The organism is Fibrobacter sp. UWB12 (assembly GCF_900142485.1).
In the GTDB taxonomy this organism is placed as follows: Bacteria; Fibrobacterota; Fibrobacteria; order Fibrobacterales; family Fibrobacteraceae; genus Fibrobacter.
In genome coordinates this window covers 152,779-165,776 of record NZ_FRAZ01000005.1, presented here as the reverse complement: position 1 = coordinate 165,776, position 12,998 = coordinate 152,779, and the positions used below count along the sequence as shown (strand labels likewise).

Below are 12,998 nucleotides of genomic sequence, written 5' to 3'. Positions count from 1 at the left end.
CCCCCGCATTTAAAATGCCCCGACCTCACTCACGAGGCCGGGGATTTTTAGTGTCAAAGTTTAATGCAATTTCTGTGGCGAATTAACTACATGCACAGAATGTCCAACATCTGTCGCGGCGTGACGACAATCGGATTTGCAGGAAAATGCTTGACGTTCCCCGTTACAAGATGCGTTTCGGCGGTTTTGCCATGAGAAAGCGCAATGGAATAAAAGACAATGTCCTTGGGATCGGGCATGGCTTCTGCAACAGTTTCCAAAGCATTTTCCATAACACCCAAGGATTCTATCTGGGATATGGTTTCTGAAATCAACTCTGAAGAAAAACCGAATTTCGGCCTATTCAAAACATTGCGATACTCATTCAGAATTTCATCATTGTATACAGGAACAACAAATCCATTGAAAACTGCCTGCAATACGACTCCAGGAACAGAGTTCCATTTCAGCAAAGCGGAAACAATGACATTCGTGTCAATGACCGCATAAAACTTCATCGGCCGCTCCTGGCTGCATCAATTTCGGCATTGATTTCGTCTAGAGTCATATCGGCGGCCCCAGCTCTTTCTGCCTCGGCAGAAAGCTGGCGCATTACCATCGACATACGGCTCGCAACTGGACTTGCATTGTAGAAAACGCGCCTGTCGGCGGCATAGGCGGGAGCCTTTGTGGATGAAACCTCGAAGGGAATCCTCTTCTCGCGCACAACGGCACGAGCGAAGACATTTATCGCCGTGGTCATCGACATGCCAAACTCTTCACAAAGCTTATCAAAGTCTTTTTTCAGTTTGTCATCCATTCTGATGCTAAAGGTGGTTTGCGACATAAAAGTAACCTCTTTTCTCTAAATATATATAAAAACACACCGAAATGCAACCTAAATAATGAGCTCAAAGGATCCTCCCTCGTGGAGGATTTTTAATCAATTTATCTTAATTTTTTACTTGTAATTTTACTTAAAATTATATATTATTAAAATGGAGGTTGTTTATGCCCTGCATTTTACCAGTGTCTGATTTACGAAATTACAATGAAGTTCTTCAGAACGTGTCCGAAGAATCTCCCGTGTTCCTGACCAAGAATGGTCGGGGTTGCTATGTTGTCATAGACATCAAAGAATACGAACGGATGATAGCGGCTTTGAAGCTCCAGAAGGCTCTTACCGAGGGAGAACGATCTGCCGAACAGGGTGGCTGGCTTTCCGCTGCGGATGTGCGAAAGAAATACGATGTGTAGATGCCCGTCATCATTTTTTCGCCAAAGGCCTCCGAGGATTTGGATTCAATCAAAGCGTATTTTTTATACTTTCATCAGTTCACGGCCGATTCGGTGAAATTCCTCGTCGATTTTTTTACGACGGGCTGCAGAAGGTTTCTTTGTTCCGTTCACATAGGCGGCAAATAACGGTTGCGGAATACCTAGTCTGCGGGCAAATGCAGCCGCATTTAGTTCAGGAAAGAGCCAGAAAACTCGTCCTACGGGGTTCATTTTCTTTGGTGCGAAGAATCCGGAGAGAGCCAAACCCTCGTCTAGATCGTCAAACCAAACTCCGTCGAGATCAACTCGGCAATTTTCCAGCTGTTCTCTTGTCGCGTTTCTAAGCGGTTCGTAATCGCGGATAAGTTCCTTGCCAATGCGTCCGTCTTTCAATTCGACACATATAGCGTCTTTTTCCACCCAAACTCTTTTTACGTCATTTTCTGTAATTTCACTCATAAGATTACTCGTCAAGGCCCTCCATTAACAATCTCGAATTTCGCTATTTTTCCTTGTTTTCTCACATGAACATGCACCGGCTCGTGCTCATTCATATAGAAGAAAAACGAGAATCCTTCTGCTTCAAATATCTTTGGCATAATAAATATAGGTTATTATTTAATAACCGTCAATAGGTTGATTGATTAGTATGATATATTCCCCTTTTCCCCACTCTTCAAGAGTGATTTTCGCAGATACGGCCAATAAGCTATTCGGGACTTCACCTAGGCAGACAAAACTTTTTCAGCCTCTTCACCGGAAATTCTTAGTTGTTCCGAGTTTCTCTATATCCTTTAGGACTTTATCAATATCTTTGTCGATATTCTTTTTGCCTAAAACGTCCGAGTTCAACTTGGGCGGAACATTTTGTTTCAAAAGTCTTAATACATTACCGCCGTTGCTGGACGGTTGGAAAAGTTTTCTCTTTTGGGGAGGTGGTGGCGGTTCCAAACCGACTGATTGAAACATCTCCAAAAAGAGTGACAAATCACCACAAGAGATTTCGTCGCAAATTAAAGCAAAATTAATGACCGAGAATCCTGCTTCGTGTGCCTGTTGGAATAAAGGTTCATAGGACTGAAGGCGTCGAATAAAACTTTTTCTATCACTATCGAGTTCCAAGACAAAAGTAATTTTGCCTCGCTCGCACAATGGACAACCATTCCCATCGAGGCTCTTCAAATCAACTGCAATTTCGTCAAAAGCAGACAAAGGGGCGACAACAACATTTTCCGAATCGCGGAGCTTTAGTTTTTCTTTTAATGAGGGCGGGATCCTACCGCCGATCCCACCGCCAACCGACTTGTACAATTTGCCGCTTTCATCCTCAATCGCGCTGTCCAACATGCCGTTTTTTTCAGTGTACAAGGCCCACACGATGCGACCGGGATCACCCTCGTTTTCCTTATCAAGAGAAACGTAGCGGGAGCCGTAACGGTCCAATTGCATTGTATAGAAAACATCTGGCAAATGACCGCCCATGGCACCAACGTTCATATACTTTTTTGTGATATTCACATAAACAGGAAACGTTTCATCCCAAGCGTCATCCTCTGAATATGCATAACAGACGAATGCCAAAATCGTCATGACAACAGTTATTTTGCATGTAATTAATTTCATAAGGATTCTGGTTAGATTCTTGAAACGTTTTATTGGGATGAAATGCGGAGCATAGAGTTAATATAGGATTATTTTTTACAAGGATTGAACTCAGGAAGATCTTCTTCAATAATAATGCAATTATCTACTATATGAGTAAAAACAAACTTCTTTTTCCCTTCAGAAAGTCGTGATTTCATATCTTCGCTTTGAATCGGCGCTTTAAACAAAACCCAACCATCAAGAACCAAGAAATCCGATTCAACACGCCATCTACCCTCATTTGAATCAAGACCATTGCTATCTGCGTATATTTGTAAAAAGGAGTGGTCGGGATAAAGCGTAATCGTTTCCGCTCCATACTCATGTTTACATGCATATATACCCACATAGTCTTCTTCGTGCGTACACCCGAACAACACGACAAGACACAACGGCACAAGCAGAAAAAGGATTCTGATCCACTTCCGTTGAATATGGCGAATTTCTTTCGACATCAGCATTTCCATTATAAAATTAAATTACCTTTTCCCCACTCTTCAAGAGTGATTTTTGCAGAAACCGCCAATAAGCTATTCGGGACTTCACCTAGTGCAGACAAAACTTTTTCAGCCTCTTCACTGGAAATTGCAAGATAATGCGTTGCGGCCCAGAGCCTAGTGCCCATAGACGGGGCGAAAAGTAATTCATGGAAATCTTCGCTGGTCAATGCGCCCTGAGCCTTGATTTGCCGATAGGCTTCCATCAATTTATCATAAGCCTTATTTGCTTGTTTATGATTTCCTGCTTCTATTGCACAACCATACAAATTAGAAAGTCGCGCATATTCGCTTATCCATTTCTTGTTTGTTTCATTCATAATCAACTGTAGGCCTATTCATTTTCTTGTAATATACTTTATAAAGAAAACAAGTGCGAATATCACCGAACAAAAAGCAACATTTCCAACAAACCAAGACGCAAAAACAGTCGCTATTTCACCCCAAACAACACCTGATTCCGTATAAAATTCTCCCTGCGGATTGTTGGTAATGGCCGCATGCACCATAAAAATTCCAACCACAATAGATTGAATAAGGGTATAAAGCCCCGCGATAAACATGTACTCTTTCTTCATCAGGATTCCCCTTCCATATTCTTCAAAAGAACAATAAAACACGCCATAAAACTAGCAATCCACGTCAAGAACCAAGCGAGAAACATTCCATTATGGGCGATGGTCCTGCCCACGCTTGATGTATCAGAAATCAGGCACAAGCAGATTATATCGAAGATAAATGGCAGAATGAAAAAGATTAACCGTCTCTTTTTCAAGTTCAGCAAAGTGACCAAGATAAAAATCACTCTGAAAAACATCATTGGCCAAACCACGCCATCGTCATCAGACCCAGCACTCATTAAATCCCTACTATAAACAATATCTGGGTTGCCTTGCATATCAAAAACATCCGCCGCAACAAAGCCATTCGATTTCAAGAACAGAAACAGGAAAAAACACATCGTTATTGAAACGATTGAAAAAATGATGTTCAACAAGTTGGCTGATTTAAACAGGTTTGTCATTTTTCGTCCGTCATTCTGATTATGCTCAATGCTTCAGACATTATTCAAAATCCAATATAATATTCTGTGTTTCTTTTTTAACTTGCGGTATTTTTTTGCGAGTTGTCTAAATCTTTCTCTATATTCGGGATCCATTTTATTATGCGGAATTTCTTTGTTGATGAATATTATAAGGTCTAGAAAATTTGATATGAACCAAAAAGAACACCAATTATGATACGTTGGTTGTTCCTTAAAAGCATGAATATCATAAAAAGGAATAACGAAAAAGACTTGAATATATTCATAATTATCCCATGGAATAGGACGTTGTTTTGGGAAAAAATTTATCACGTATCCAAGCGTCAAACCTCGTTGAAGCCCATCCTTCGTCACAACAAAATATTGACATGCCAAAAATAAGAAAAGCACAATGAGTACAGGAATTGCTAGATAAGGAAAAAATCCATTTTCCGCTTGCAAATTTGCAAAGCCGCCACCAAATAAAATCCAGAACAAGCCACCAAAGCCCAAACCCCATCCCATAAGCAGTCGCCACACAAGGCGTGGCCTCATAATGACATAATCCATAAATTCAGACCTTCAAAAAAACATCCTGTTTATAAATATAAACTATTCCGCCCGGAAAATTTTTTCAAATACGCTTTATGACTATTTCGCTTCTTGTCTGCAATAGAAGACGCGCAATATAACGACTTTCTGCATGTCATGATTGACATGATAAAATAGGCGGTAATTCCCGACTGGTATTGTGCGTACTTCACGCAAAAACCAAGGCTCATCTTGACATAAGGCAAAGGCGTCGAGAAAATCGGACAACGTGTTTACCGATTCCTGAAATTTTGCCATTAGATTCTTGGCCGCGATAGGCGAATAAAGCGTTATGCTGATATAATCAAAGATTTGATCGATGTCTGCCTGTGCCACGGAAGAAAAGTGGACTTCAAAATTCATACATTGTATTTCTTCTTGACGTCGGAAAGGACCATCGCGGCTGGGCGGGTGCGGCCTTGCAGCATGTCGTTGTAGCCCTTTTCAAGTTCCGCATCAAGGCGTTCTTTTGACCATTTGGCGGCATTTTCAATCTTGCACATATTATTCAACATACATATTTGATCACATAAATGCAATACATTTAAAATTCCAAAAAACTGTGCCAAAAACATGTCATTTTTTATTGCAGCCAAACCTACATATAGAAAAAAGCCATTCTTGCTCTTTTTTTAATTCGTATAAACATGAATATTCATAACCAATTAAAAATGTGACAATAAAAGATGCCGGAATATTAAATGCTAGTATCACACAAGTTCCATGATACAGAGCATCATAATCGGTAAAACCGAAAAATCCACCAAGTATAGATATCACTGTTGGAACAGATATCCCTACAAAACACGATTGTGCAGCATAGAATTTCTTTTCAGATACATAATCAAGCTGCCATTCAGAGTTTACTAAAAATTTAATTATGACCATATAGGTATAAAATGGCAACAAACAAAAAACATAAAGAATGTAATTATCTGTCCAAAAAGGGGACGATATACCAGTCAAGAAAAGAAGAAATGGAATTACAACACAAAGAATAGCAATATTGCGCTTGGATGAGGGCATCTTGCAATCATCTTCAACAACGTTTTTTACATTGCATTCAATATCGTTATTGATATTTATATTGATCTTAATTTCCATATTCATAATATAAATTTCAGTGATGTCAAAAAATAACAGCTGAATGAAAATTTCTTCGACATGACAATTCGGGGTTTTTAAGGGGTGTCCCCTTAGGCGAGCACCCAACTACATTCGTGACGAAATTAAAAATTTTTACGAATGTGTTAGTTGCATCAGTGGCTGAGCCTTTAGGATAGGAAAGTAAACGGAACTAAAGTTCCGAGCCACGCAGAGGGGGTGACGGAAGATGCGAGGAGATGGCCACTCAAGGCCGCCATGACGATGCTGCTGAAGGCAGGGGGATTCCTCCCCCCTATTCAAGACATTGCTGGATCCTTCCTCCCAGCGGTCGTCAGGATGACGTCGTGGGGCGTTCTTTTTTGAAACAACCCTATTTTCGCCTGATTTCCGCCTAAAAAACGTTTCAGAACGAAACGAAAAGGGCGCTTTTCGGGATTGGCACGGCTTTTGCTAATGTATCGGCGAAAAAAACTCCCCACTCAAACAAAAACACTGGGGATCAAGAATTTAAAATAGGAGATAAAATCATGGGTAAGATTATTGGTATTGACTTGGGTACGACAAACAGCTGCGTTGCCGTGATGGAAGGTGGCAAGCCGGTCGTCATCGCCAATGCAGAAGGTTTCCGCACCACGCCGTCTATTGTCGCTTTCGGCAAGAACGGTGAACGTCTCGTGGGTCACGTTGCAAAGCGCCAGGCAATCACGAACCCGGAAAAGACGATTTATTCTATCAAGCGTTTCATGGGTCGTACGGCTGGCGAATGCTCCGCTGCCGAAAAGAACATGCCGTACAAGCTCGTCGGTACGGGTTCCGACCCGGTGCGCGTGCAGGTGGACGACAAGCAGTTTGCTCCTCCCGAGATTTCGGCCATGGTTCTCCAGACCATGAAGAAGATTGCCGAAGACTACCTCGGCCAGCCGGTGACGCAGGCCGTGATTACGGTTCCCGCCTACTTTAACGACTCCCAGCGTCAGGCTACGAAGGATGCCGGCAAGATTGCTGGCCTCGAAGTGCTGCGTATCGTGAACGAACCGACGGCAGCAGCCCTCGCCTATGGTCTTGACTCCAAGAAGAGCGAAAAGGTCGCCGTGTATGACCTCGGTGGCGGTACGTTCGATATCTCTATCCTCGAAATCGACGACGGCATGTTCAGCGTGAAGGCCACCAACGGCGATACGATGCTCGGCGGTGACAACTTCGACGAAGTCATCATCGACTGGATCAACGACGAGTTCAAGAAGGACAATCCGGGCATCGACCTGAAGAAGGACAAGATGGCCCTGCAGCGTTTGAAAGACGCCGCGGAAAAGGCGAAGATCGACCTTTCTGCCACGACTTCTACGAACATCAACCTCCCCTTCATCACTGCCGACGCCTCGGGTCCGAAACACTTGGACCTTACGCTCAGCCGTGCAAAGTTTGACCAGCTGACCGCCCACCTGGTGGAACGCTCCATGGAACCCTGCCGCAAGGCTATCAAGGACTCCGGTCTTTCTTTGAGCGAAATCGACGAAGTGATCCTGGTCGGTGGTTCTACCCGTATTCCGGCCGTGCAGGAAGCCGTGAAGAAGTTCTTCGGCAAGGAACCGAACAAGACTGTGAACCCGGACGAAGTGGTGGCTATCGGTGCCGCCGTCCAGGGTGCCGTGCTTAGCGGCGACTCCTCCGTGAAGGACGTGTTGCTCCTCGACGTGACCCCGCTTTCTCTGGGTATCGAAACTCTCGGTGGCGTGATGACCAAGCTCATCGACCGTAACACCACGATTCCGACCAAGAAGAGCCAGGTGTTCTCTACCGCCGAAGACAACCAGCCTGCCGTGACGATTCACGTGCTCCAGGGCGAACGCGAATTTGCCCGCGACAACCGTACGCTTGGCAAGTTCGACCTGACCGACCTCCCGAAGAAGCCGCGTGGCGTGCCGCAGATCGAAGTGACCTTCGATATCGACGCTAACGGCATTGTGCACGTGTCTGCCAAGGACAAGGAAACAGGCAAGGAACAGTCCATCAAGATTACTTCTTCCAGCGGCTTGTCTGAAGACGAAATCAACAAGATGGTGAAGGATGCCGAAGCCAACGCTGCCAAGGACAAGGAACAGCGCGAACTGGTGGACATCAAGAACCAGGCCGAACAGATGGCTTACCAGGCCGAAGGCCAGCTCAAGGAATTTGGCGACAAGTTGCCGGCCGACACCAAGAGCCAGCTGCAGGCTGCCATCGACGACATCAAGGCCAAGAAGGACAACGGCACCAAGGAAGAGATCAAGGCCGCTATGGACAAGCTCCAGGGCATGATCAGCTCCATGGCTCAGGCCGCCGGTGCAAACCAGGCCCAGCCGGGTCCGCAGCCGGGTGCTTCTGAACAGCCGAAGAACGACAAGAAGGGCGACGGTCCGGAAGTCGTCGACGCGGAAGTGGTTGACTAATTAAGCGTACGGCAGGTAATCGGTGTGTCGCCGGTTATCGGCCTCATACAGAAAGGATTGGCTCTCTTTTAGGGAGCAATCCTTTTTGCGTAAAATGAGCGAGCGCAAAAATGGCTGAAAAAAGAGATTATTACGAAGTTCTAGGCGTCGGCAAGGACGCGAGTGCTGACGAGATCAAGCACGCCTACAAGAAACTTGCCATCAAGTACCACCCGGACAAGAACCCGGGCGACAAGGAAGCCGAAGAGAAGTTCAAGGAGGCTGCCGAGGCCTACGACGTGCTCAGCAACCCCGAGAAGCGTAAGCAGTATGACCAGTTCGGCTTCAACGCCCCTGGTGGCGGCTTTGGTGGCGGCGGATTCGGCGGCCAGGGATTCTCGGTCGAGGATATCTTTGCGAACTTCGGCGATATTTTCGGTGGCGGATTCGGTGGTTTTGGCGGCGGTGGCCGCAGGAGCTCACGCAAGGCCGGGCCTCCCCGCGGGAACGACTTGCAGATCAAGGTGGCGCTCAGCTACAAGGAAATCTTCGAAGGCTGCACCAAGAAGGTTCGCCTGAAACGCTACACGCCTTGTACGGAATGTAACGGTAAGGGTGGCCAGGACATCAAGGAATGCAGCACCTGTCATGGAACGGGTCGTGTGCGCCGCTCTACAGGCGGATTTTTCCAGATGATTACCGAGAGCGCCTGCCCCACCTGTAACGGTACGGGTGAAGTTATCGCGAAACCGTGTAGCAACTGCCATGGCGAAGGCCGTGTGCAGGAAACGGAAGAGATTTCCATCAAGATTCCGGCGGGCGTTGCCGAGGGCCAGTACCTGAACCTGCGTGGCGAAGGCAACTGCGGGCCTCGCGGCGGTGCCTGCGGCGACTTGCTGGCGGTCATTGCCGAAAAGCCCGACGACTTCTACACCCGCGAAGGCGACGATTTACACTGCGAAATCAAGGTGCCGGTCCACAAGCTGGTCCTTGGCGGTACGCAACGAATTCCGACGCTGGACGGTGGCGAAGTGAAGATCAAGATTGCGGCCGGCACTCAGGCTGGCAGCGTTCTCCGTCTGCGCGATCAGGGCTTGTGGCCTCTCAAGAAACAGGGCGACCGTGGAAGTCTCTACGTGCAAATTGGCGTGGACATTCCGAAGGATATCTCTCGCGAAGAGAAGGAGCTTTACCAGAAGCTCGCTGAACTCCGCAAGGACAAGGAAACCGCCCAAGAAGAATCCTTCCTCGAAAAGATGAAGAATCTTTTTAAGTAAGTTTTTGTGTCATCCTGAGCGAAGCCGAAGGATCAAAAAAAATTTCCCGAACGATCAAATCGTTCGGGGTTTTTGTTATTCCAATTCTTCTAAATTTTCCAAAACTTCATCTAACACATCTCCATTAGTAATTGTAGGAAGACGAACGATACCGCCTAAAGGGCCTGGATTCCAGTCGACAGAATCTTGGATTGAAGTTGAATCTGCGTTGGTTGTCGGAACGGCGATTGTTGTCGAATCCATTGGCTCCGCAATTTTTTTCACACTGATTTCAGGAGAGTTTTCTTCTACCTTTGTCTGCGTCGATGCACATGATGACATGACAAGTGCAGCGGACACGCCGAGAAGCGTTGCCATTCGCATCTTGGTTTCCGGGCGCAGCTCTACCCCATTTTTAACTTTGCGTTTTTCTATAATCATTTCTTTTAATATACATTTTTCAAAAAAACAGGTGACAGTTTTTCACCCTTCAAGTGTTTCAATTAATGAAAAGTATTTTGGAGGCCACATGAAAAAATTCGTCATTTTAAACGCAAGCCCACGTCCCAACAGCAATATCAGCCAAATGTTGAATGTTATGCGCAACGAGCTGTTGGCAAGCGGAGATATCGTGAACTATGTCGATGTTTGCAAATTACAATTCCGCCCTTGCGTAGGTTGTATGAAATGCCGAAACGCCCACGATTGCGTAATGCCCGAAGATGACGCCAAAGTCATTTTGCGATTGGTGCAGCAATGTGATGGACTGATTGTGGGGTCGCCCTGTTATTGGGGCAACATGACTGGTCAACTCAAAACGTTATTCGATAGGTGGGTCTATGGTTTAATGGATCATAGCGAACAAGGCGTGCCTCGCCCTCTGTTAAACGGCAAAAAGGCAATTCTCGTAACGACATGCTCCACACGTTGGCCATTCAATTTGATATTCAAGCAATCGTTAGGAACCGTGCGCGCGCTCAAAGAAGTCCTTTGCTGGAGCGGATTCAAGATTAGTGGCGTGATTCAAAAAAGCGGCACACTCAATGGCGAAGGCATATCTTCACGAGAAAATGCAAAATGCCGTAAAATTGCAAGCAAATTACATTGCGCCGCTTAGTTTAAATTCAAAAGCCTATCTAAAAATTTTCTGATAAAGATTTTTACCAGCGCTGTTGATTTTCACAACGTAAGGCTTTAGCGAGAACTGCTCAACCGGAATCGTGGCCATTCCGTTGATTTGTCTGCGCATCAGAAGCGTTCCTTGCAAATCGTGAATCGTGAGCTGTAGCGGAGCATTTCCGGATTGTGAGGCAATTCCCGAAACATTCCCTGCGGCAGCCACTAGTAAATCGCCCCCGATTTTCTTAACAAAGACCTTCCCTACAATCCTTTGTGCAACTTTCGGTGCAATCTTTACACTGCCAGAATCGGGATTTTCCGGTTCAACATAAGGATGTTCCGGATCATCAACGATAACCTTAATGTCGACGGAGCTTTCGCAGCCATAAGGATTGATATACGTTCCCGTGTAAATGCCGCTGCTTTGCCATTGCAAATCCTTGAAGCGAACTTCGCGTCCCAGGTAATAAAAGTCATTCGGGCCCTTCCAAGTCCAACGACCACCGTCCCACGGATGCGGGCCAATCACAAGCGAATCCCCCGGATTCACTTTAAGTTCGGTCTTTTCGTACCAACCGCCGTCCTGAACTTTGGTGTAAGGGATAATTTCGCTCGGGACACAGACACCGCCTGTCGCATTTTCAATAACCATCGTTACAATGGATTGTGTCGCGACAGTGACTGTAAAAGACTTGTCTGAAACGTCAATATCGGAATCGGCCTTGAGTGCAGCAGGGAGCGTAAAGCGGTTGACCTTGACTTTATTGCCGATAGAATCAAATTTGCTCAAATCGAATGTGTATTTAGCATCTCTAGAGTTTGTATTCAAGGCGACAAGAACGAGCGAGCCGTCGTCACGGATGGCGGCGAGCGTATTGCTATTGTCGCTATCGATAAAGCGGGAACCCGGCCGAATCACACGGCTGAAAGCCGCATGCATGTAAAAGCGCGGGGCGAACGAGAACGTCTGAGTTTTATGATCAACTGCGATAGTGCGCCAGTTTTCGCCAGGGTCCGAAAGCTGCCAATCGACCCAAGCGCTGGCATGCATATCGCGGAGGTCATGCAAAATGACGTCCGCCATCCAAAGCGTAATATCGAGATTACCACTGCGGTGGAGCGGTCCAGATTCGGATTGCCACACGCGTTTATCGGCGGCGAAGGCCGCATTGTAAAGACTTCCGCGAGAATCATAGCCCGAATAGCTATGCGTATTGATTTGGAACATGTACGAGCGGGCTTCGTCGCTGTAGCTGTTAAAACGGTTCAATGCATCACCAATGTTCGATTCATCAGCAGCACTGACCGAAGTCTCCGGAAACAGCCCCTTTTTCTTAAGAGCCCTACCCAGTTCCACAATCATTTCGGACTGTTTGTTCTTAAAGCCACAACCTTCCTGTTCGCCATTTGCATTCCACCAGCCTGCACTCGGTTCATTGAACGGCTCGATCGTGCGGAACGTAATTCCCCATTCCTGCTTAAAGTGCTTGGCCACCTCCGAAAGATAATCAGCAAAGTCGTCAAAGTAATCGGACTTGAGATTGTCCGCACCATTAACGCCACCCGCAACGCAACCGCTGTTCGTCATCCACCATGGTGGGGAATTCGAGAAGGCTTCAAAAATAGGATCCTTGACTCTTTGAGCGAGCCCGAAAAGCACATTGCGCTGGTACGGGTCGGCAGTCCAGTCATAATCGCCATTTTCAGTCGGCTTGTAACCGGGAACAGCAGCGCCCCCATTGCCCTTGGTCAAATGGTTATGTCCGGGCCGGTCTCCACCGCCAATATTGTAACGGAAGATATTATAACCGAGGCCGGAAACCGGGTCCGCGATAACGTCCAAAAGTTTTGAGTAATTCGATTCGCTCCAAGCGCCAACAAGTTCAGCCCACCAACAAAGGCTTGTTCCCCAGCCCTCGAATTGCTGGTACCTTTTGCCAGGATCTACAACCACTTTGGTTTGCGCATTAGCGGTTCCGCAAGCGAGACTTGCTGCCACCATCCATATCCATTTACACTTCACAATCTCAACCCCGTAACGATGTGGTTTAATACTCTCTAAAAATCAATTATTTTTGCGAAAAGCGGATACAGA

At 46.2% G+C, this 12,998-nt stretch carries 19 protein-coding genes; 4 read left to right on the top strand and 15 right to left on the bottom strand.

Translation table 11 applies throughout. From position 1 onward, the window contains the following. Nucleotides 1-86: 86 nt before the first annotated feature. Both BUA34_RS09070 and BUA34_RS09065 read right to left on the bottom strand, forming a co-directional pair. Nucleotides 87-497, bottom strand: coding sequence for a putative toxin-antitoxin system toxin component, PIN family (locus tag BUA34_RS09070; protein WP_014545035.1), 411 nt, complete (start codon nt 495-497; stop codon nt 87-89). Beyond that, the gene (locus tag BUA34_RS09065; RefSeq protein ID WP_072828565.1) at nt 494-826 is read right to left on the bottom strand and encodes a type II toxin-antitoxin system RelB/DinJ family antitoxin; all 333 of its coding nucleotides are present in this window, start codon (nt 824-826) and stop codon (nt 494-496) included. The genes BUA34_RS09070 and BUA34_RS09065 overlap by 4 nt, the downstream gene beginning before the upstream one ends. 164 nt (nt 827-990) lie before the next feature. Here BUA34_RS09065 and BUA34_RS09060 point away from each other — a divergent pair, with 164 nt between their 5' ends. Beyond that, nucleotides 991-1,236: a type II toxin-antitoxin system prevent-host-death family antitoxin gene (locus BUA34_RS09060; protein WP_072828563.1), complete on the top strand. Its 246-nt coding sequence runs from the start codon at nt 991-993 to the stop codon at nt 1,234-1,236. A gap of 63 nt (nt 1,237-1,299) precedes the next feature. On the opposite strand, the gene BUA34_RS09055 is transcribed toward BUA34_RS09060, so the two are convergent. The 11 genes from BUA34_RS09055 to BUA34_RS09005 form a co-directional block, all read right to left on the bottom strand. Beyond that, the gene (locus BUA34_RS09055; RefSeq protein ID WP_072828561.1) at nt 1,300-1,716 is read right to left on the bottom strand and encodes a DUF2442 domain-containing protein; all 417 of its coding nucleotides are present in this window, start codon (nt 1,714-1,716) and stop codon (nt 1,300-1,302) included. A gap of 11 nt (nt 1,717-1,727) precedes the next feature. Continuing rightward, nucleotides 1,728-1,856, bottom strand: coding sequence for a DUF4160 domain-containing protein (locus BUA34_RS16285; protein ID WP_083579762.1), 129 nt, complete (start codon nt 1,854-1,856; stop codon nt 1,728-1,730). A 154-nt stretch (nt 1,857-2,010) separates the two neighbouring features. Next, on the bottom strand, nt 2,011-2,880 hold the full coding sequence (locus BUA34_RS09045; protein ID WP_139255916.1) for a hypothetical protein: 870 nt from the start codon (nt 2,878-2,880) through the stop codon (nt 2,011-2,013). A 68-nt stretch (nt 2,881-2,948) separates the two neighbouring features. Continuing rightward, on the bottom strand, nt 2,949-3,356 hold the full coding sequence (locus BUA34_RS09040; protein ID WP_139255915.1) for a hypothetical protein: 408 nt from the start codon (nt 3,354-3,356) through the stop codon (nt 2,949-2,951). 11 nt (nt 3,357-3,367) lie between these two features. After that, on the bottom strand, nt 3,368-3,718 hold the full coding sequence (locus tag BUA34_RS09035; protein ID WP_072828555.1) for a DUF2019 domain-containing protein: 351 nt from the start codon (nt 3,716-3,718) through the stop codon (nt 3,368-3,370). An 18-nt stretch (nt 3,719-3,736) separates the two neighbouring features. After that, the gene (locus BUA34_RS09030) at nt 3,737-3,976 is read right to left on the bottom strand and encodes a hypothetical protein (RefSeq protein ID WP_072828553.1); all 240 of its coding nucleotides are present in this window, start codon (nt 3,974-3,976) and stop codon (nt 3,737-3,739) included. Further along, nucleotides 3,976-4,422, bottom strand: a complete 447-nt coding sequence (locus BUA34_RS09025; RefSeq protein WP_072828551.1) for a hypothetical protein — start codon at nt 4,420-4,422, stop codon at nt 3,976-3,978. Before BUA34_RS09025 ends, BUA34_RS09030 begins: the two co-directional genes overlap by 1 nt. A gap of 33 nt (nt 4,423-4,455) precedes the next feature. Continuing rightward, nucleotides 4,456-4,947: a hypothetical protein gene (locus BUA34_RS09020; RefSeq protein WP_139255914.1), complete on the bottom strand. Its 492-nt coding sequence runs from the start codon at nt 4,945-4,947 to the stop codon at nt 4,456-4,458. Nucleotides 4,948-5,073: 126 nt separating this feature from the next. Further along, nucleotides 5,074-5,376, bottom strand: a complete 303-nt coding sequence (locus BUA34_RS09015; protein WP_072828547.1) for a type II toxin-antitoxin system RelE/ParE family toxin — start codon at nt 5,374-5,376, stop codon at nt 5,074-5,076. After that, nucleotides 5,373-5,516, bottom strand: coding sequence for a hypothetical protein (locus BUA34_RS15900; protein WP_175545440.1), 144 nt, complete (start codon nt 5,514-5,516; stop codon nt 5,373-5,375). Before BUA34_RS15900 ends, BUA34_RS09015 begins: the two co-directional genes overlap by 4 nt. A 73-nt stretch (nt 5,517-5,589) precedes the next feature. Next, nucleotides 5,590-6,117: a hypothetical protein gene (locus tag BUA34_RS09005; RefSeq protein WP_254794403.1), complete on the bottom strand. Its 528-nt coding sequence runs from the start codon at nt 6,115-6,117 to the stop codon at nt 5,590-5,592. Between the two features lie 530 nt (nt 6,118-6,647). On the opposite strand from BUA34_RS09005, the gene dnaK reads away from it, so the two are divergent. Both dnaK and dnaJ read left to right on the top strand, forming a co-directional pair. Beyond that, nucleotides 6,648-8,549, top strand: coding sequence for a molecular chaperone DnaK (gene dnaK / locus BUA34_RS09000; protein ID WP_072828543.1), 1,902 nt, complete (start codon nt 6,648-6,650; stop codon nt 8,547-8,549). A 110-nt stretch (nt 8,550-8,659) separates the two neighbouring features. Then, the gene (dnaJ, locus tag BUA34_RS08995; RefSeq protein ID WP_072828541.1) at nt 8,660-9,805 is read left to right on the top strand and encodes a molecular chaperone DnaJ; all 1,146 of its coding nucleotides are present in this window, start codon (nt 8,660-8,662) and stop codon (nt 9,803-9,805) included. Nucleotides 9,806-9,880: 75 nt separating this feature from the next. Here the strand turns inward: dnaJ and BUA34_RS08990 are convergent, their stop codons facing one another. Further along, nucleotides 9,881-10,225, bottom strand: coding sequence for a hypothetical protein (locus BUA34_RS08990; RefSeq protein WP_072828539.1), 345 nt, complete (start codon nt 10,223-10,225; stop codon nt 9,881-9,883). 88 nt (nt 10,226-10,313) lie between these two features. On the opposite strand from BUA34_RS08990, the gene BUA34_RS08985 reads away from it, so the two are divergent. Then, entirely contained in the window at nt 10,314-10,901 is a 588-nt protein-coding gene (locus tag BUA34_RS08985; protein WP_072828537.1) for a flavodoxin family protein, read from the top strand. Nucleotides 10,902-10,916: 15 nt separating this feature from the next. Here BUA34_RS08985 and BUA34_RS08980 read toward each other — a convergent pair whose 3' ends face one another. Next, a complete protein-coding gene (locus tag BUA34_RS08980; protein WP_072828535.1) occupies nt 10,917-12,926 on the bottom strand; it encodes a glycoside hydrolase in 2,010 nt (669 codons plus the stop codon). Nucleotides 12,927-12,998 lie beyond the last annotated feature (72 nt).